This window comes from Actinoplanes subtropicus, assembly GCF_000721705.1.
GTDB classification, from domain to species: Bacteria; Actinomycetota; Actinomycetes; order Mycobacteriales; family Micromonosporaceae; genus Actinoplanes; species Actinoplanes subtropicus.
This window is the reverse complement of record NZ_JOJL01000021.1, coordinates 1-17,305: the sequence shown is the minus strand read 5'-3', so window position 1 is coordinate 17,305 and position 17,305 is coordinate 1. Positions and strand designations below refer to the sequence as shown.

20 protein-coding genes and 1 pseudogene are annotated in these 17,305 nt (G+C 69.5%); 10 read left to right on the top strand and 11 right to left on the bottom strand.

Annotated elements, in window-relative coordinates:
* The first annotated feature begins 28 nt into the window (after nt 1–28).
* Nucleotides 29–658 carry an acetate uptake transporter gene (locus IH26_RS0127385; RefSeq protein WP_030439115.1) on the top strand — a complete coding sequence of 210 codons (630 nt, stop codon included), beginning with the start codon at nt 29–31 and terminating at the stop codon, nt 656–658.
* A 1-nt stretch (nt 659) separates the two neighbouring features.
* Nucleotides 660–2,615 (top strand): acetate--CoA ligase, encoded by a 1,956-nt coding sequence (acs, locus tag IH26_RS0127380; RefSeq protein WP_030439114.1) that lies wholly within the window; start codon nt 660–662, stop codon nt 2,613–2,615.
* Between the two features lie 353 nt (nt 2,616–2,968).
* Here acs and IH26_RS0127375 read toward each other — a convergent pair whose 3' ends face one another.
* From IH26_RS0127375 to IH26_RS61470, 4 genes are all read right to left on the bottom strand, one after another.
* Nucleotides 2,969–3,391, bottom strand: coding sequence for a PIN domain-containing protein (locus IH26_RS0127375; RefSeq protein ID WP_030439113.1), 423 nt, complete (start codon nt 3,389–3,391; stop codon nt 2,969–2,971).
* On the bottom strand, nt 3,388–3,609 hold the full coding sequence (locus IH26_RS0127370) for a type II toxin-antitoxin system VapB family antitoxin (protein WP_030439112.1): 222 nt from the start codon (nt 3,607–3,609) through the stop codon (nt 3,388–3,390). The genes IH26_RS0127375 and IH26_RS0127370 overlap by 4 nt, the downstream gene beginning before the upstream one ends.
* A 598-nt stretch (nt 3,610–4,207) precedes the next feature.
* The gene (locus tag IH26_RS0127365) at nt 4,208–4,663 is read right to left on the bottom strand and encodes a SitI3 family protein (protein ID WP_030439111.1); all 456 of its coding nucleotides are present in this window, start codon (nt 4,661–4,663) and stop codon (nt 4,208–4,210) included.
* A gap of 6 nt (nt 4,664–4,669) precedes the next feature.
* A complete protein-coding gene (locus IH26_RS61470) occupies nt 4,670–4,858 on the bottom strand; it encodes a CdiA C-terminal domain-containing protein (RefSeq protein WP_169789838.1) in 189 nt (62 codons plus the stop codon).
* A gap of 268 nt (nt 4,859–5,126) precedes the next feature.
* On the opposite strand from IH26_RS61470, the gene IH26_RS64630 reads away from it, so the two are divergent.
* The 6 genes and pseudogenes from IH26_RS64630 to IH26_RS0127335 all read left to right on the top strand — a co-directional run bounded on the left by IH26_RS64630 (nt 5,127) and on the right by IH26_RS0127335 (nt 8,214).
* The gene (locus tag IH26_RS64630) at nt 5,127–5,417 is read left to right on the top strand and encodes a DUF6444 domain-containing protein (protein WP_425394405.1); all 291 of its coding nucleotides are present in this window, start codon (nt 5,127–5,129) and stop codon (nt 5,415–5,417) included.
* A gap of 22 nt (nt 5,418–5,439) precedes the next feature.
* Nucleotides 5,440–5,706 carry a type II toxin-antitoxin system Phd/YefM family antitoxin gene (locus IH26_RS0127355; protein ID WP_030439110.1) on the top strand — a complete coding sequence of 89 codons (267 nt, stop codon included), beginning with the start codon at nt 5,440–5,442 and terminating at the stop codon, nt 5,704–5,706.
* Nucleotides 5,696–6,118, top strand: coding sequence for a type II toxin-antitoxin system VapC family toxin (locus IH26_RS0127350; RefSeq protein ID WP_030439109.1), 423 nt, complete (start codon nt 5,696–5,698; stop codon nt 6,116–6,118). Before IH26_RS0127355 ends, IH26_RS0127350 begins: the two co-directional genes overlap by 11 nt.
* A gap of 351 nt (nt 6,119–6,469) precedes the next feature.
* Nucleotides 6,470–7,306 (top strand): annotated as a pseudogene (locus IH26_RS58325) (SDR family oxidoreductase); the annotation flags it as partial.
* A gap of 6 nt (nt 7,307–7,312) precedes the next feature.
* Entirely contained in the window at nt 7,313–7,693 is a 381-nt protein-coding gene (locus IH26_RS60075) for a nuclear transport factor 2 family protein (RefSeq protein WP_281179797.1), read from the top strand.
* A 77-nt stretch (nt 7,694–7,770) separates the two neighbouring features.
* Nucleotides 7,771–8,214 (top strand): VOC family protein, encoded by a 444-nt coding sequence (locus tag IH26_RS0127335; protein ID WP_051808556.1) that lies wholly within the window; start codon nt 7,771–7,773, stop codon nt 8,212–8,214.
* Nucleotides 8,215–8,351: 137 nt separating this feature from the next.
* On the opposite strand, the gene IH26_RS0127330 is transcribed toward IH26_RS0127335, so the two are convergent.
* The 4 genes from IH26_RS0127330 to IH26_RS0127315 form a co-directional block, all read right to left on the bottom strand.
* A complete protein-coding gene (locus IH26_RS0127330) occupies nt 8,352–9,584 on the bottom strand; it encodes a L,D-transpeptidase (RefSeq protein ID WP_030439107.1) in 1,233 nt (410 codons plus the stop codon).
* A gap of 152 nt (nt 9,585–9,736) precedes the next feature.
* The gene (locus tag IH26_RS0127325; RefSeq protein ID WP_030439106.1) at nt 9,737–11,290 is read right to left on the bottom strand and encodes a M4 family metallopeptidase; all 1,554 of its coding nucleotides are present in this window, start codon (nt 11,288–11,290) and stop codon (nt 9,737–9,739) included.
* A 58-nt stretch (nt 11,291–11,348) separates the two neighbouring features.
* Nucleotides 11,349–12,566: a cytochrome P450 gene (locus IH26_RS0127320; RefSeq protein ID WP_034216043.1), complete on the bottom strand. Its 1,218-nt coding sequence runs from the start codon at nt 12,564–12,566 to the stop codon at nt 11,349–11,351.
* A gap of 89 nt (nt 12,567–12,655) precedes the next feature.
* Nucleotides 12,656–13,303: a TetR family transcriptional regulator gene (locus IH26_RS0127315; protein WP_030439104.1), complete on the bottom strand. Its 648-nt coding sequence runs from the start codon at nt 13,301–13,303 to the stop codon at nt 12,656–12,658.
* Nucleotides 13,304–13,389: 86 nt separating this feature from the next.
* Between IH26_RS0127315 and IH26_RS60070 the strand changes: the two genes are divergently transcribed.
* Both IH26_RS60070 and IH26_RS0127305 read left to right on the top strand, forming a co-directional pair.
* A complete protein-coding gene (locus IH26_RS60070; protein WP_157437430.1) occupies nt 13,390–13,545 on the top strand; it encodes an LPXTG cell wall anchor domain-containing protein in 156 nt (51 codons plus the stop codon).
* Nucleotides 13,546–13,549: 4 nt separating this feature from the next.
* On the top strand, nt 13,550–13,816 hold the full coding sequence (locus IH26_RS0127305) for a DUF4190 domain-containing protein (protein WP_051808555.1): 267 nt from the start codon (nt 13,550–13,552) through the stop codon (nt 13,814–13,816).
* Here the strand turns inward: IH26_RS0127305 and IH26_RS0127300 are convergent.
* The 3 genes from IH26_RS0127300 to IH26_RS0127290 are packed head-to-tail and all read right to left on the bottom strand — an operon-like array spanning nt 13,813 to nt 17,146.
* A complete protein-coding gene (locus IH26_RS0127300; protein ID WP_030439102.1) occupies nt 13,813–15,321 on the bottom strand; it encodes a class I adenylate-forming enzyme family protein in 1,509 nt (502 codons plus the stop codon). The two genes, IH26_RS0127305 and IH26_RS0127300, sit on opposite strands and share 4 nt — an antisense overlap.
* Nucleotides 15,318–16,661: a cytochrome P450 gene (locus IH26_RS0127295; RefSeq protein ID WP_030439101.1), complete on the bottom strand. Its 1,344-nt coding sequence runs from the start codon at nt 16,659–16,661 to the stop codon at nt 15,318–15,320. Before IH26_RS0127295 ends, IH26_RS0127300 begins: the two co-directional genes overlap by 4 nt.
* Nucleotides 16,662–16,705: 44 nt before the next feature.
* Nucleotides 16,706–17,146, bottom strand: coding sequence for a hypothetical protein (locus tag IH26_RS0127290; RefSeq protein ID WP_030439100.1), 441 nt, complete (start codon nt 17,144–17,146; stop codon nt 16,706–16,708).
* Nucleotides 17,147–17,305: the final 159 nt, after the last annotated feature.

The following is a 17,305-nucleotide window of genomic DNA, read 5'->3' as shown; positions in this document are numbered from 1 at the left end:
CGCGCGTCCCTCGATGAGAGGAGCCTCGATGGCGACCACCACCGACCCCATCGGCGACCGTTCCCTCGACGTCCCCCGCTTCGGCTTCGGCGCGGGAGTCGCCGACCCCGGGCCGCTCGGCCTGGCGGGCTTCGCCGGCACCACGTTCTTCCTGTCCACGGTCAACGCGGGCCTGCTGCCCGAGTCGGTCACCGCGGTCGTGCTCGGCCTGGCCCTGTTCTACGGCGGGCTGGCGCAGTTGCTGGCCGGCATGTGGGAGTTCGTCAAGGGCAACACCTTCGGCGCCGTGGCGTTCTCGTCCTTCGGCGGGTTCTGGCTGTCGTACTGGTTCCTGGTCGCGCACGTGGTCGGCGGGCTCAAGGCCCCGGCCGGCGACGTGACCAACGCGATCGGCGTCTTCCTGCTGATCTGGACCATCTTCACGGCGTACATGACGGTCGCCGCGACCCGGGTCTCGCTGGCCGTGCTGGCCGTCTTCGTCGCGCTGACACTGACCTTCCTCTTCCTCACGCTGGGCGCCTTCAGCAGCTCGGGGATGACCAAGGTGGGTGGCTGGCTCGGCCTGATCACCGCGGTGCTGGCCTGGTACGCGTCGTTCGCGGCGGTCACCAACGCGACCTTCAAGCGCATCGTCCTCCCCGTGTTCCCGCGGGTCTGACATGAGCGAGACACTGTCCAACCTGCTCCACGAGGAGCGGCGGTTCCCGCCGCCCGAGGAGTTCGCCGCCGCCGCGAACGTGACCGCGACGGCGTACGAGGAGGCGGCCGCCGACCGGCTCGGCTTCTGGGCGGCCCAGGCCCGGCGGCTGAGCTGGGCGGCGCCGTGGTCGGAGGTGCTCGACTGGTCGGGCGCGCCGGTGGCCCGCTGGTTCGTCGGCGGCCGGCTCAACGTCGCGTACAACTGCGTCGACCGGCACGTCGAGGCCGGCCACGGCGACCAGGTGGCCTACCACTGGGAGGGCGAGCCGGGCGACACCCGGGCCATCACGTACGCGGAGCTGAAGGATCTGGTCTGTCAGGCCGCGAACGCGCTGACCGAACTCGGCGTGCGGGCCGGCGACCGGGTGGCGATCTACCTGCCGATGATCCCGGAGACGGTGGTGGCCATGCTGGCCTGTGCCCGGCTGGGCGCACCGCACACCGTGGTCTTCGGTGGCTTCTCGGCCACCGCGCTCTCCGACCGGATCCTCGACTGCGACGCCCGGGTGGTCATCACCGCCGACGGCGGCTACCGGCGCGGCGCGGTGTCGGCGCTCAAGCCGGCCGTGGACGAGGCGCTGGAACGCTGCCCGGACGTGCGCTCGGTGCTGGTGGTGCGGCGCGGCGGCAACGAGGTCGCGTGGACCGAGGGCCGGGACGTGTGGTGGCACGACCTGGTCGGCCGGCAGTCCACCGAGCACACCGCCGAGCCGTTCGACGCCGAGCATCCGCTGTTCGTCATGTACACCTCGGGCACCACCGGCAAACCGAAGGGGATCCTGCACACGAGCGGGGGCTACCTGACCCAGGCGGCGTACACCCATCATGCGATCTTCGATCTGAAACCGGATCAGGATCTGTACTGGTGCGGTGCCGACATCGGCTGGATCACCGGGCACAGCTACATCGTCTACGGCCCGCTGGCCAACCGGGCAACTTCGTTCCTGTACGAGGGGACGCCGAACACGCCGACCGAGCACCGCTGGTGGGAGATGATCGAGCGGTATCGGATCACCATCCTGTACACCGCGCCGACCACGATCCGGACCTTCATGAAGTGGGGCGCCGAGGTGCCGTCGGCGCACGACCTGTCGTCGCTGCGGCTGCTCGGCTCGGTCGGCGAGCCGATCAACCCCGAGGCGTGGATGTGGTACCGATCGGTGATCGGCGGCGACCACTGCCCGGTGGTGGACACCTGGTGGCAGACCGAGACCGGCGCCATCATGATCAGTCCGCTGCCCGGGGTGACCGCGACCAAGCCCGGCTCGGCGATGACCGCGATGCCGGGAGTCGGGGCCGACGTGGTCGATCAGGACGGTGAACCCGTGCCCAACGGGGGCGGCGGGATGCTCGTCCTGACCGCGCCGTGGCCGGCGATGACCCGGGGCATCTGGGGTGACCCGGAACGGTTCCGGGAGACGTACTGGGCGCGCTTCGCGAAGCAGGGCTTCTACTTCGCGGGCGACGGCGCGAAGAAGGACGACGACGGCGACCTGTGGCTGCTCGGCCGCATCGACGACGTCATGAACATCTCCGGCCACCGGATCTCGACCACCGAGGTGGAGTCGGCCCTGGTCTCCCACCCCACGGTGGCCGAGGCGGCGGTGGTCGGCGCCACCGACCCGACGACCGGTCAGGCCATCGTGGCGTTCGTCATCCTCCGCACCACGGAACCGATGGACGACCTGGCGGCGACGCTGCGCGACCACGTGGCCAAGGAGATCGGGGCGATCGCCAAGCCGCGCCAGATCCTGGTCGTTCCGGAACTGCCGAAGACCCGCTCCGGGAAGATCATGCGCCGGCTGCTCCGGGACGTCGCGGAGAACCGGAAGCTGGGCGATGTGACCACGCTGACCGACTCGTCGGTGATGGACCTGATCCGGGACAAGCTGCCCACCGCGCCGGCGGAGGGCTGACGAGAGTACGACGGCGGGGTCGCGGTCTGCGTTCTGCGGGCCGCGATCCCGCCCCGCGCTCGGCGCAGCACGGCCCGGCCGGAGCCGCTCGTCATGTCCGCGCCGAGGGCCGAGTCCCGCTATTCGCCGGGATGCCTCGGTGTTCGCGCCCCCCCAGCAACGGCTGCAGATGCCCGCCCGGCCGCCGCGCAGCCCCCGCAACCCGCCCGCATTCAGTGCTCCGCTCCCAGTGTGGATCTCTCCCCTGACAGATTCGGAAGATCAGCGCGGTTCGAGGCCCACCCATACGGATACCCAAACGTACGGGCGTGCGGACCCGGGCGCTGACGGATCGTCGGGTCCGCTCGGGGCGGTCACGTGGACTGGGGAAGCGAGTGGACTCGTCGCTCAGCCAGGTCTGGAAGGTGCCGTGCGGCCGTCGCGAAATCGTTGTCGTCGTGCAGGATCACGAGTCCGCGGATGGCGGCGCAAGCGCAGATCAGCAGATCTACGCATGACAACGCTCGGTGCGCTCCGGCGCGCATCAGGCGGTATTGCGCGGACTCCACCCATTGCCACGCCGGCTTCGGTACCGGGACGTCGGGATAGAGGTCGACGAACATGGAGGTCATCTGCTCGTATTCGTCGAGGTTGCGGGCCGAGCCGCGAAACTCGGTACGTTGCGGCTGACATGACCCGATCGCGTGATCAGAGATCACGTCGGCCCAGCCAGCCCGCACGTCAGAATCGCGTAGCAGTCGCCACAATGACGACGAGTCGGCCAGATAGCGGATCACGCAGCGGGCGCCTTGCCTGCTGCGTGCATGTCCTGCCATCCTTCGTAGTCCCACGTCTGAGCCGCGGCGGCATAGTGATCGAGCGCCGCGATACGGCGGTGCCGAGCCGCGTACTCCCGCAGGGCGAGGTTCACCGTCTCCTTCTTGCTTCGCGCGCCGGAGAGCCGCATCGCCTCGGCGAGCGCGTCATCATCAAGATCGATTTGAGTGATGGCCACAGCGGGCCTCCTTGTTGGTGATGTACAGAGCTCTCATACATCTCCACCATAGCAAGCGGTGCACCTGCTCGGCGGGCGAACCCCGTCCGGCCGAGCTGAGCACCACGCCGCATCCCGGCACAGGGCAGGCGCAGGCCCATAAGAACCAAAATGCGTCGTTTGCTCCTGCTGCGGCGAACAGTCCGTTACCGCTGACCGCATCGGTAAGCGGTTTCGCACGACACCCGCTCTCGGAGTGGTCCGCTTCTCCCACGGCGATGAACGACGGTCCATGCTCCGCGACCTCCTCGAACCTCACCAGGCGCACGAGGCCCCACCCGGCGATCCTCCGAGGGTCGGCCGACCGCGGTTCTCCGCATCGTCCTCATCCGCCGGCTAGGCGGGCGTCGACGCCGTTCATCACGCTGGGTGGGCGGACGCGACAGCCCGGCAATGCACTGATTTGCTTGATGAGCGCGCGCCCGATCGTGTCGATAGACGCGGGTCTCTGCCCGTCACATTGATTGATCGCAGGTTGTCCAGTGCCGAGCCCATCCCGATCAGCTGCCCGTCGGCGCTGGGGTCAACCACCTGCTAGCGGCGCTGGTGCGACCGCTGCTCAGAGCAGAGGCTGCGGAAGCATCTGGCTCGGAAACTGCGTGAGCAGCGGCGCCACCTCAGGGTTCTCCGTCCAGTCCGCCCACTCCGCATCGAGGGTAACGGTGCCGTCGGTGTATTGCAGGACGGCGGTCTCACCGTTGAAGAGCAGCACGCCGTGGCCCCCGAACCGCGCGGCGAACGCGATAAGCGTGTGGACCATAAGGGCCTCGGCGTGCGACGTCGTCGGCTCGTCGGAGTGGGCGGAGAGACGGAACGTCGCGGTGAAGCGGTGGTCGAAGCCGAACAGAGCCACCGCGGGATTCACTTCGTCCCCAGACACCTGTCGGGCCGAGATATACATGCCGTCGAGAAACACCGTGCCGTCGGCGTGCTGTTCCCCCGCGGTGGCAGTGGCGATGAACTCGCGAAGGGATGCGGTGTCGGTGTCGCCGTACCACGTGTATTCGATGGCCATTTCTCGTCACTCACTGAACGGGAAGAAGGGAATGACCTTACCGTCCCTGACCACCAGGATCTCCTTGAGGTCGGCGATCGGCTTGCGGCGCAACATGTCGGCAATTTGGTCCATGGTGGCGGGAGTGTCGTCCATGTTCAGGACGATCCGGTCAGCCTGGCCCTCGGAAACCTTCTCACTGAGCTTTCCGCGGATATTGTCGAGGTTGCCGGTCTGGGGGCGTAGTTGTCGAAGTACTCACCCTCGATCTTGTAGTCGGGTTCCTTGCCGTTGGGCTTCGGCGGCGGATTCTGCTCGACGTCATAGCCGTGCTGCGCGAACGTGTCGGCAGACTCGTTCTCCCGGCAAAGGGGTTGTTCTTTCGTGTCTGGATAGGTCGGCCGGGCGGCGGCAGCGTCCGTTGTGGAGGTTGGTAGGTTGATCAACTGTGTCCGCGCCGCAGCCATCGCCGTCGTATGACGAACTGCTCGCGCGGGTTGCGGAGTTGACCGGCCTGTTGGAGAAGGCTCTGGCGCGGGTGGCCGAGCTTGAGGCCCGGTTGAAGCAGTCGTCGTCGAACTCCTCTCGGCCTCCGTCGTCGGACGGGTTGGCCAAGCCGTCGCCGAAGTCGTTGCGGCCGCGGCCGGGTCAGGGTCCGGGGCGGCCGAAAGGCCAGGACGGGGTCACGCTGGATCGCTTCGCGGATCCCGAGGTGGTCCGGCACTCAACCAGCCATACCCTACCCCCGGCTATTCGACCCTGTAGCACGACGTAGCACATCGCGTTATGCTGCCCGTATGGCTGATCCGTCACGCGAGATCACACAGCGCGAGCTTCGTAACGACTCGGGTGCCATCATGCGTGGGGTCGAGCGAGGCGAGTCCTACACGATCACGCGCAACGGAACGCCGATCGGTCGTCTCATCCCGCTACGGCGGCGCACGTATGTCCCCCGTGAGCAAGTGACGGCCGCCTTTGCCACCTCGGCGACAGTCGATCCTGATCGGTTGCGCGCCGACCTCGACGCCGCCGCCGAACAGGACCCGTTCGACCGTGACTGGTGACGCCACCCGCGGCCTGATTGACACGAAAATCGTCGTTCACCTGCCTGCTCTCGACCCTGCTCTACTGCCTGACGAGTTGGTCGTCAGCGCGATCACGCTGGCCGAGTTGTCCGCCGGTCCACATCACACTGACGATCCCGTCGAACGGGCTCGGCGAACCAGCGTGCTGCAGCACACCGAGGCGACCTTTGATCCACTGCCGTTCGACGCCGAGGCGGCTCGCACCTACGGCATGGTGTGCGCGGCGGTCCTCGCCGCCGGCCGAACGCCGCGCCGCCGTGTCGCGGGCCTGATGATCGCCGCCATTGCCGTCGCGAACCGGCTACCGCTCTACACCACCAATCCCGGGGACTTCGTCGGACTGGACCAGTTGGTCACCGTCGTGGCTGTACCGCGCCCGGTCAGCTGGTAACGACAAGCCTTCGGCACGCGGTGCGCAACTGTTCGGCAGGGCTCGAATTTTGGAGCCCGGTGATGGCGACTTCGAGCGGTACTGGTCGGTGGTTCGGTGGCAATCCGAGCATGTGGAGCGGTCCCGCCGCCTTGGTGACCCGCCGCTTGGGCCGGTCGGCGTTGTTCCTGCCGACCGCATTGTCTACACCGAGCACTGGCTCCGGCGAGAGGGTTACGCACCCCGGCAGTTCTGGCGCAAGGCGCAACCAACGAAGTAATGACCAACGATCGTTCTGAGCATCGTGTCGGCCGTCACCAGGTCGGCGTAGCGCTTGACTTAAACCTTGGTTCACTGTCGAGCATGGCCGTCATGACGGACATCAAGCAGGCCCTGGTGGCCGGGGCGACCGGCAACATCGGTCGGCACGTGGTGCGGTTGCTGCTCGATCGAGGTGTGGCGGTGCGCGGGCTGGCCCGCGATGTGAGCGGCCTGCCCGAGGGCGTCGACCGGGTCGGCGCGGACGTGCGGGACCTCGACGCGCTCCGGGCCGCCGTGCGGGACGTCGACGCGGTGCTTCTGGTATGGCCCTTCCTGACGGCCGACGGTATCGACGAGGTCGCGGCCGTGATCGGCCGGCCGGGGCGGCGGGTCGTGTACGTCTCGGCGATGAGTGTGCGCGACGACGCCCCGCCCGAGCGCAACGGCGTGTGGGGCCAGGTCGAGGATGCGATCCGGGGTAGCGGCGCCGACTGGACGTTCCTGCGGGCGAGCGGCTTTGCGACCAACACCCTGCAGTGGGCGCCGGCGATCCGGTCCGGGCGTCCGGTCCGGATCCCGTACCTGCGGGCGGCCCGGTCGCTCATCGACGAGCGGGACATCGCCGACGTCGCGGTCCTGGCCATGACATCGCCCGGTCATGCCGGGCGTGCCTACGCCCTGACCGGGCCGGCCGCTGTCACGCAGGCCGAGCAGGTACGGCTGATCGGGGCGGCGGCCGGTCTACCGGTGTCGGCCGAGGAGATCGGACACGACGAGGCCCGGGCGGAGATGCTGAGCTGAGCGGAGCCGGGCTTCGCCGACGGTGCCCTGGCGTATTGGGCCTCGCTGGTCGCCACGCCGGAGCCGGTGACGGACACGGTGCGGCGGTTGACCGGATCGCCGGCCCGGCCGTTCGCGTCGTGGGCCCGCGACCACGTTGCCGATTTCCGTCCGCTGCCGGTCGAGGAGGTCGCCCGGCGCTACGTCGAGGCGCACCGCGCCGGGCGGATGGACCGCGCGCTGACGCTCATCGACCCCGGCCTGGTCCGCATCGCGCCCGCCGAGACCAGCGGCGAGCGCGTGGAGGTGCGCGGCCTGCCCGACATCATGGCCAACGCCGAGCGGCTGACCGCCGACCTGGAAATCCACGCCGTGACCGTCGACGGCCCGTTCGTCGGCGGCGATCGCTTCGTCGTCCGGTTCACCTTCGACCAGACCCACCGCCCGACCGGGCGGCGCGCCGAGGCGACGAAACTGTCCCTGTACACCGTGGCCGGCGGCGCGATCGTCCGTGAGGAGGTCAGCTACTTCGATCCTCCGGCCGAGCCGCGCTGAACGGCCCGGCTCCGGCTGAAAAGAGCCACCCCGGCCAGGTCCTGCACATCGCTCGCGGTTTCCGGCATTGTGGAGGCATGACTGACGTGCCGAATGATCGTGTTGTCCCGCCGGGCACCGCCCCGACGGTCATCTCGGTGATGCTCATCGTTCCGGATGCCGAGGCCGCGATCGCCTGGTACAAATCGGCGCTGGGGGCGACCGAGCTGTGGAATCTGGGTGGCGTGGCCGGCCTCGAGATCGCCGGCGCCGCCTTCTTCCTCCACGAGGTGAACCCGGACAACCCGGCGGAGACCAGCCCCGGCCAGGCGGGCGTCACGAGCGTCCGCGTCGAGATGTTCACCGACGACCCGGACGGTGTCGTCGATCGCGCGATCGCGGCCGGCGCCACGGCGGGGGCGGCGATCGAGGACCACCGCACGCCCTGGGGCACGCACCGGCAGGGCGGCTTCACCGATCCCTTCGGCCACCGCTGGTCCGTCGGCGATCGGTCGCCGCTGAGGCCGCACTCCATCGAGTGATTTCGGGGCGGGCGGGCGGTGGCCGCGCCGGGCGGTCCGAGGGCTTGGGCGATCCGAGGGCTTGGGCGATCCGAGGGCTTGGGCGATCCGAGGGCTTGGGCGATCCGAGGGCTTGGGCGATCCGAGGGCTTGGGCGGTCAGTCGCCGTACTTGTCGTACGGGATCGTCCAGTCGGCGACGCCGTTCCAGACTTCCATCTCGCGGGGGCTGCGCCGGATGTCGACCACGTCGCCGATCAGGAAGTTCGCATACACCCACTTCGCGTCGGACACGCTCAGGTTGACGCAGCCGTGCGACAGGTTCGCCCGGCCCAGCGAATGGTTCCAGGGGGCCGCGTGCAGGAACTCGCCGGAGTACGTGATCCGGGTGCAGTACTCGATGTCCTCGGGGGCGTAGTAGTTCGGGTTGTTCGGGTCGGTGATGCCATAGCTCGCGGAGCTCATGGTGTGCATCCGCTCCTTGGAGAGCACCACATGTGGCCCGCCGGTCGTCCAGTAGCTGATGTGCTGGCCCTGCGAGCCGGTCGCCGAGCCGCCCTTGCCGAGGCTGCACTTCATCGTGCGGACGAGTTTGCCATCGATGTAGACCTTCGTCTGGTGGGCCTTGTAGTCGGTGATCGCGATCAGCTGGCGCCCGATGGTGAAGTGGGTCGACGTGTTCTTCTCGCCGTACACCCCGCTGCCCAGTTTGACGCCGAGCAGGTTGACCTTCACCGTGACCGCCGTGCCGCCGGTCCAGTACTTCTCCGGGCGCCAGTGCACCGTCCGGCCGTCCGCCCAGTAGAACTTGCCCTCGACGGCGGGCGTCGTGGTGATCTCGATGGCCTTCTCCGCCGCCGCCTTGTTGACGGCCCGGCTGAACGCGATGATCACCGGCTGGCCCGCGCCGTACGCTTGGCCCTTCTTGAGGGCGCTCATGGCGTTCGCCCGGAAGGTCGTCTCGACCACGTGCTGCGGCTTGACCGTGGCGAAGCTGGAGACCTTCACCGTCGCCGCGCCCGAGCCGTCGATCGCCGTGGCGACGACCTTGTAATTCTTGCCGTACGCCAGGGCGCCGGTCGATTGCCAGCTCCCGTCGGCCTGCACCGACCCGGCGACCTTCGTCCCGCCCGTGCTGACCTCGACGGAGCGCAGCGTGCCGTTCTCGGCGGTGACGACGATCGGGTCGGCGGGGGACACCGAGGCCGCCCCGCTCGCCGGGGTCACGCTCAGCTTGAGCGGCGGGGGTGGGGCGCTCGCCTTCTCCTCCCGGCCCGCGGCCGACGCGGCGGTGGTGCCGGCGCTCGCCGAGATCGACGCGGAACCGCCGATGGTGGTCGCCGCGGCGGCAGCACTCAGTGCCCCGATGATGACCTTGCGTCGCTGAATCATGGCTCTCGCATTCGAGGGGGCTGCACAGGAGAAGACGTGGCTGAGGCGGGATAGGTTACCTGCCAAGCCTGTCTATTTCCGGTGAGTTCGCCAGACCGTGACCCAGCGTGCGGTTCCGGGCCGCGCTCGGCACGGCCCGGAACCGGGTGGAATCAGCCGTTACAGGTGGGTTCGCCGTTCTGGGCGGGGACCGAGACCGCGTCCCACGCCGCCTTGACCGTGTCGAACTGGGTGCAGCTGCCCGGGAACAGGGTCTTCGCCGACTGCAGCGTCAGCACCCGGTACTGCGGGTACGACGAGTTCGAGTTCTTCAGCAGCATCGCGCCGTACATGATCTTCATGGCGTTCTCGATGCCGAGGCCGGTCACCGTGCTGTTGTTGCAGGTCGGGCTGGCGCCCTGGCCGTTGCCCGAGGTGCCCTGCGAGACCAGGAAGAACCAGTGGTTGCCCGGGCCCGCGGCCGCGTGCACCTCTTCCCGCGCGGTCTGGTTGGAGAAGCAGTTGTCGTCGCCGAGCGAGGACGGGTTGCGCATGTCCCGGATCGGCCCGGTGCCCAGCAGGTTGACCTCCTCGCCGACGGTGAAGTCCGGCGGGTCGAGCGGGCTGTTGATGAACGCCTCGGTGGAGGCGCCGAAGGTGTCCGCGACGAACTCCGAGGTGTTGCCGCCGGAGATGCCGCCGGGCGTGGTGGCGTCGACCGAGTGACCGAGCTCGTGCCCGACGACGTCGGCCGAGCCGAGGAACTCGCCCTTGACGTTGAAGCCGATCTGCACCTGGGTGCCGTCGAAGAACGCGTTCTGGTCCTGCAGGCCGACCCGCAGCGGGAAGGAGCCGCCCTGGCCGTCCTGGCCGTTGCGGTTCAGCCACTGGGCCAGCATCTTGATCTGCTGCTGCGCCATGAAGAAGGCGTCCACGCAGCCGGTCTCCCGGTTGGTGCCGTCACCGTCGCCGAACTGGTTGTTCTGGCTGGTGAACGTCTTGTTGTTCGCCGCGTCCTGGCACACCAGCGTCGGGACCTGCGGATCCTTCATCGAGAACCGCTGGCCGTTCTGGGTGGTCTCGAACTGGACGTTGCCGTAGATGGCGCCCTGCCCGGTGGCGGTCGCCTCGGTGATGTGCTCGGTCTTGCGCAGCACGTCGCCGTTCTGGGCGTCGACGAGCACAGTCAGCCGGCTCAGGCCCTTGGCGCTCGTGCCGTCCACGGTCGCCGACCAGGCCAGCCGGGCGGGGCTGGTCAGCGCGTCGACCACGAGCTTGCTGTCCTCCACCCCGGTCACGGTCTTGAGCTGCTTCTTCGCGATCCGGGTGGCCTTCGCGGCGGTCAGTGCCGGGTCCATCGACAGGTCCCCGATCTCGGCGGCCTGCGCCACCGAGGTGTACATCGCCTCTCCGGTGGCGTTCGTCTGCACGACGAAGTCACCGCCCTCGACCGGCACACCCTTGTAGGTCCGGGTGTACGGGACGAAGTTGAGGTTGTGATAGCTGACCACCGCCTGTTGTTGATAGGCGTCCCACTTGCTGGCGCGCAGCCCTTGCGGGCGGCTGGCGACAACTCGCTGGGCGGTCGTCCTGGCCAGCTTGACCGAATCGACCGGAGCAGAGGTGGGGGTCTGCTCCGCCGAGGCCGAGTGGGATAGGACGGCCATCGTCAGCGAGCCGGCCGTGGCCGTCGCCAGCACGATGATCAGGGGGATGCGTTTCTTCACGGGGGTGCTCCTTTTCAGGGGACAGCACCCATCGATACGGAAGATGCGCGTAACCGGATCAAAAGGCGACCGGCAAGGTCTCGAGCCGGTGGCCGATCGGGAGCGTCGGCTGCCAGTCCGGCGCCCGATAGGCAGGCCGGAGACGGGGAAAGCGGTCCAGCAGGATCCGCAGGCATTCATCGGTTTCCATCCGGGCGAGCGCCGCGCCGAGGCAGTAGTAGGTGCCCATGCCGAAGCTGAGGACCCGGCTGCGTTCGCGCCCGATGTCGAAGACGTCGGGGTCGGGGAAGACCTCCGGGTCGCGGTTCGCGGCCATCAGCGCGAGGTAGATGTGCTTCCCGGCCGGCACCGGGTGCCCGGCCAGCTCTACGGGCTCCATGGTGACCCGGCCGATGACGCCGGCCGGGCCGTCGCAGCGCAGCATCTCCTCGACGGCGAGCGGCGACAGGCCCGGGTTCTGCCGGAGCCGGAGCAGCTGATCGGGGTGCTCGAAGAGCAGCACGAGGCCGTTGGTGATCAGGTTCGCGGTGGTCTCGTGGCCGGCGAAGAGCAGCAGCACGCAGTTGGCGACCGCCTCGTCCTCGGTGACGATCCCCTCGGCCTCGGCGGCCATGAACGTGCTCAGCACGTCGTCGCGGGGCGCACGGCGCCGGTCGGCCGCGATGAGCCGCAGGTAGTCGTGCATCTCGATCATGCTGCGCTGAGCCTCGCGCAGTTGCTGGAGGTCGCCGTTGCCGAAGACCCCGCGGATGTCGCGCGACCACGCCTGCAGTTGCTCGCGGTCGCTCACCGGCATCCCGAGCATCTCGGCGATCACGTTCGAGGGCAGCGGGTACGCCAGGTCGCGTACGACATCCATCTGGCCCTTGGCCGCGACGGCGTCGAGCAGCTCGTGGGTGAACTCGCGCACCCGCGGCCGCAGCCGGTCGACCATCGCCGGGGTGAAGTAGCGCTTGAGCAGCCGCTGGAAGCGGACGTGGTCGGCCGGGACGGTGTGCCCCATCCACATCTCGATGGATCGGCGGACCAGGGCCAGCTCCTCCTGCTCGGCGGGCGTCAGGCGCTGCAGCACCCGGGACATGTTGGCGGTCTCCATGCGCTTGTCCCGCAGCGCCGCCGTGACGTCCGCGTGCCGGGTCAGCAGGTAGGCGTCGAGCCGGGGCAGCCACGCGAGGGGACTCTCGGCGCGGATCCGGTGCAGGAACGCGTTCGGATCCGCCATCGCCTCGGGCGTGAACGGGTCGTAATTCCGTACGGTCGCGACTTGGTTGCTCATGGTGGTTGATTCTGTCCGCACGCAGTGATCAATTTCTATGCCAAAAACTGTCAGAAAGCCCACCCGGCCACCCCTCGGGCCCGTCCCGGTCAGGGCTCGGTGGGCCACTGGCGCGCGCCGAGCAGGATCAGCCGCAGTTGGCGGCCGGCGGCGTCGATCACCCGGGCCGCGGCCTCGGGCGCGTCCGGCGGCGCGTCGAGCAGCGCCGCGGCGGTCCAGACCATGTGATTGACGATCAGGTTGCTGATCATGCGCAGGTCGGCGACGATCCAGCGGTCGAAGCGCGGGCCGCCGACCATCTTGTCCGCCGCCAGGTCGACGGCCAGGTCGGCGGCGAACAGGTCGAGCTGCTCGGCGATCGCGGCGCGGACGGCGGACACGCCGCCGTGCCGCTCGCGGGCGATGAAGCGGAAATGCGCCCGGTCGTCGTGCACCTGCCGGGCGAGGATGTCGATCGACCGGCTGATCACCTCGTCGCTGGGGCTGAGCCCGTCGCGGACCGTGCGGATGGTCGCGCGCAGGCTGCCGAGGCACTGGTCGACGAGGGCGACGCCGAGGCTGTCGACATCGGGGAAGTGCCGGTAGAAGGCCGCCGGCGTGATGCCCGCCGCTCGGGTGATCTCGCGGAGGCCGATGCTGCTCAGGCTCCGGTGCTCCATCAGGGCCAGCGCCGCGTCGAGCAGCGTCTGCCGGGTCCGCGCCTTCTGTTCGGGCCGGGTGAGCGGGCGGTGGTTCATGTCACTCAGTAAACACCTGTTCTCCGAATCGGTGGGGGCCTATGGTGAGTTCAGTAAACAACTGTCAACTGAAAGGGGTGCGAACCATGCTGGCACTGATGGCCGCGATGGTGCTGATCGCGCTGATCGTGGGCCCGACCCTGCTGACCGGGCAGCCGCTGCTCCTGGTGATCGGCATCGTCCTGGCGGGCGCCGTGCTGATCCTGTCCCGGCGCCGCTCGGCGCTGACCGGGCGCCGGTGACGCCATGGACATCCGCAAGCGCGCCGCCGCTCTCGACGACCGGGCCGTGGCCTCGCTGACGCTGGGCGTGGCCGGGCTGTTCTTCTTCAACCTCCTCTTCGGGCCGGCCGCCATCGTGCTCGGCGCGTTCGCCGTGCACCGGCGCCGCGAGCACACGCCGAGCCGCACCGCCGGCCTGGCCGGGATCGCGCTGGGCGTGGCCGACCTGGTCGTGCTGGCCGTCCTGATGGCGGTCCAGATCCGCCAGGGCTCCCTGACCTGGCACGTCTAGGCCGTGCCGCCCGGCCGGACCAGGTCGCGTACGGCCCTGCGATTGATCTTCCCGACGCTGGTCAGCGGGACCGCCGCCAGCACGGTGACTTCGCGGGGATACTTGTACTTCGCCATCCGGGCCCGGGCGAACTCGACGAGCTCCGCGCCGGTCGCCTGCCGGCCCGGCGCGAGCTGCACGACGGCGACGACTTCCTCGCCGTGCTCGGGGTCCGGCCGGCCGACACACGCGGCCAGCTGGACCGCCGGGTGCTCGAGCAGCACGTCCTCGACATCGCGCGGGAAGACGTTGAAGCCGCCCCGGATGATGAGGTCCTTCAGCCGGTCCACGATGTAGAGGAAGCCGTCCTCGTCGAGGTGTCCGATGTCGCCGGTGTGCAGCCAGCCGTCCTGGACGGTCCGCGCGGTCAGCTCCGGGTCGTGCCAGTAGCCGAGCATCACGCCCGGTCCGCGGGCGCAGATCTCGCCGTCCTCGCCCGGCGGCACCGCGTCGCCGGCGAGGTCGCGAATGGACACCTCGACGAGCGGGGCCGGCTTGCCGACGCTGCCGGCCCGGCGGTCGGTCATCGTCTCGGCCGAGATCACGCCGCTGGCCTCGGTGCAGCCGTAGCCCTGCAGGACGGCCACGCCGAAGCTCCGCTCGGCCGCCGTCCGGACCGCCGGCGGGAGGGTCGCGCCGCCCGCGCCGAAGTACTCCAGCGAGGACAGGTCGCGGTCGCCGCGCGGCTGGGCGAGCAGCAGTTGCAGCATCGCCGGGACCACCGGGCTGGTCTCCAGCCGGTGCTCGGCGACCAGGTCCAGCCAGCCGACCGGGTCGAACCAGCGCTGGAGCACCGAGACGCGCCGGTCGTCGGAGTGCCACTCGGCGATCGCCACGACGAGGCCGTACGCGTGGGACAGCGGCAACGGAAGCAGCGCCCGGGTCGCGGTCGTCGTGCGCACGGCCAGGTCGAGGCCGCGGCCGGCCTCCCACAGCCCGCGATGGCTGAGCATCACGCCCTTGGCCCGCCCGGTGGTGCCCCCGGTGTAGAGAAGGGCCGCGAGATCGCCGTCGGCGCGCGGCTCGATCCCGGCCGGCGGGCCGTCCTCGAGCCGGGCGAAGTCGTCGCCGATGACGTACGCCCGGATGTCCAGCCCGGCGGCGGCCGCCGAGAACAGGGCGACGAGCTCCGGGCTGATGATCGCCGCGACGGCTCCGGAGTCGGTGAGGATGTGCCGTAGCTCCGGTTCGCTCTGCAGGAAGATCACCGGCGTCACCACCGCGCCGGCCCGCCAGATCGCCCGGTAGGAGATGAACACCTCGGGCGCGTTCATCGTCATCACGACCACCCGGTCGCCCGGCCGGACCCCGTGCCCGCGCAGCCCGCCGGCCACCCGGGCCGACCGCTCGTGGATCTCGGCCGTGGTCAGCCACTTGCCCTCGAAGAACAGCGACTCGTAGTCGCCCAGGCGGTCGACGGACGTCTCGGCGAGGACGGCGAGGTGGTGCGCACCGAGGTCGCTCATCGCGGAGCCAGGACGATCGGCTGGCCGTCCTTCGGGAACGGCAGCGAGTGGTTGTCCATCCGGGGGACGTAGCCGGGGTCGACGCTCCAGCGGTACCCGCGCAGCAGCCGGTGCATGATCGCCTTGACCTCCAGGCCGGCGAAGTGCAGCCCGATGCACTTGTGCACGCCGCCGCCGAACGGCTCCCAGGCGAACCGGTGGCAGCGGTCCTCGCGCCGCTCGGGCCCGAAGCGCTCGGGGTCGAAGACCGCCGGGTTCGTCCAGTACTCCGGCATCAGGTGGGTGAACTGGAGACCGAGCATGCAGAACGTGTCGGCGGGGATGCGGACGCCCCGTACGGCGGTGTCCTTGACGGTGTACCGGACCAGGATCGGCACCGGCGCCCGCAGGCGCAGCGCCTCCCGCATCACCAGGTCGAGCGAGACCAGCGACTCCAGCTCGGCCCGCTCCGGCATCGGCCCCAGCGCCAGCGCCTCGGCCCGGCAGCGTTCCTGCCACTCCGGATACTGGCCGAGGTACTGCAGGATCGCCGAGGTGGTGATCGTCGACGTGTCGTGCGCGGCCATCATCAGGAAGATCATGTGGTTGACGACGTCGTCGTCGGAGAAGCGGGCGCCGTCGTCCGTCTCGATGTGGCACAGCACCGAGAAGATGTCCTCGGTCGCCTCCGCCCGCTTGGCCGGCAGGTAACCGCGGAGGAAGCTTTCCAAAACCTTCCGGCCACGGTACGCGCGGCCCCAGCGGGTGAACGGCACCCCCGCCCGGACGATCCCCGCGGCGGCCTGCACGCAGGCGACGAAGGCCCGGTTGACCCGTTCCATCTCGGCCCGGCCGGTGTCCCGCGCGCCGCCCATGAACAGGTCCGCCGCGATGTCCAGGGTCAACTGCTTGAGCCGCCAGTAGGCCGGGAACTCCCGCCCGGCCTGCCAGCTCGCCATGCCCCGCTCGATGGCCGGGTGCAGCCGCCGGGTGTAGGCCTCCAGCCGGGGCCGGGTGAACGCCTCCTGCATGATCCGCCGGTGGTCGTGGTGCTCGTCGAAGTCGATGAGCATGAGTCCACCGTGGAAGAACGGGCCGACCAGTTGCGACCAGGCCGGCCCGTTGGCGAACGCCTTGTCCCGGTTCTGCAGCGCCTCGCCGCAGGCGTCCGGGCCGAGCAGCATCGCCGCCTTCTTGCCGAGCAGGTACGACGGGGCCACCGGCCCGTAGCGCTCCCACTGGCGCCGGTAGAGCCCGACCGGGTCGCGCTGGTAGGCGAAGAGCTGGCCGACCCAGGGCACGCCCCGGTCGTCGCGGCGCAGCTCAGGGAGGGGACGCGTGTGCAGAGTCTCGGCCGGCATGGCTCACCTCGCTTCCCCCAGCGTGATTCCGGAGGGAACTCCTGTCAACGAGAACAGGCGGCGGTCAGTTCCTTGACGGCGGCGTCCAGCTTGGCCGTGCTGTGCTTGCCGTTGCCGGGCTTGTTGTACTCATCGGACAGGTCCGCCATGGTCTGCTGCACCTTGGTCGCGGCCGCGGCGACCGCCTCGTTCACGCCGATGGAGTGCTCGGAGATCGCGGCCGCGCCGGCGCTCCACTGGGCACTGACCGCGATGTGCCCGGCCGGCGGGCCGATCTTCTGATCCTTGGCGACCAGCGCGGCGTTGTCCTTGATGTCCTTCTGAAGGGCGGTGCAGGCCTTCGCGGTGGCGGCGTCGGCGGTGGCGGCCGCGGCACTGGTGGGTGCCGCGGCCGCCGAGGTCGCCGATGCCGCCGGTCCGGGTTGCGGGTCGCATCCCGCGATCGCGAGCACCGCCGTGATCAGGGCCAGCTTGGTTCGTTGCATGAAGTTTTCCCCCGTGATCCTCATATCGGGGACGCACGGTACCAGCCGCCCTCAATCGGATCAGGAGGCCAGGGTGATCGCGATCGAGGTGGCGCCGGGGTCGGCGGTGACGGTGTGGGTGGTGGTGTTGTAGCTGCCGCCGGTGACTGATGTGACGCC

Excerpts from the sequence above, each read along its gene's own strand:
- IH26_RS0127385 (WP_030439115.1), top strand. The coding sequence starts at position 29 with ATGGCGACCACCACCGACCCCATCGGCGACCGTTCCCTCGACGTCCCC.
- acs (WP_030439114.1), top strand. The coding sequence starts at position 660 with ATGAGCGAGACACTGTCCAACCTGCTCCACGAGGAGCGGCGGTTCCCG.
- IH26_RS0127365 (WP_030439111.1), bottom strand. The coding sequence starts at position 4,663 with ATGGCCATCGAATACACGTGGTACGGCGACACCGACACCGCATCCCTT.
- IH26_RS0127355 (WP_030439110.1), top strand. The coding sequence starts at position 5,440 with ATGGCTGATCCGTCACGCGAGATCACACAGCGCGAGCTTCGTAACGAC.
- IH26_RS0127335 (WP_051808556.1), top strand. The coding sequence starts at position 7,771 with ATGACTGACGTGCCGAATGATCGTGTTGTCCCGCCGGGCACCGCCCCG.
- IH26_RS0127330 (WP_030439107.1), bottom strand. The coding sequence starts at position 9,584 with ATGATTCAGCGACGCAAGGTCATCATCGGGGCACTGAGTGCTGCCGCC.
- IH26_RS0127320 (WP_034216043.1), bottom strand. The coding sequence starts at position 12,566 with ATGAGCAACCAAGTCGCGACCGTACGGAATTACGACCCGTTCACGCCC.
- IH26_RS0127315 (WP_030439104.1), bottom strand. The coding sequence starts at position 13,303 with ATGAACCACCGCCCGCTCACCCGGCCCGAACAGAAGGCGCGGACCCGG.
- IH26_RS60070 (WP_157437430.1), top strand. The coding sequence starts at position 13,390 with ATGCTGGCACTGATGGCCGCGATGGTGCTGATCGCGCTGATCGTGGGC.
- IH26_RS0127305 (WP_051808555.1), top strand. The coding sequence starts at position 13,550 with ATGGACATCCGCAAGCGCGCCGCCGCTCTCGACGACCGGGCCGTGGCC.
- IH26_RS0127300 (WP_030439102.1), bottom strand. The coding sequence starts at position 15,321 with ATGAGCGACCTCGGTGCGCACCACCTCGCCGTCCTCGCCGAGACGTCC.
- IH26_RS0127295 (WP_030439101.1), bottom strand. The coding sequence starts at position 16,661 with ATGCCGGCCGAGACTCTGCACACGCGTCCCCTCCCTGAGCTGCGCCGC.
- IH26_RS0127290 (WP_030439100.1), bottom strand. The coding sequence starts at position 17,146 with ATGCAACGAACCAAGCTGGCCCTGATCACGGCGGTGCTCGCGATCGCG.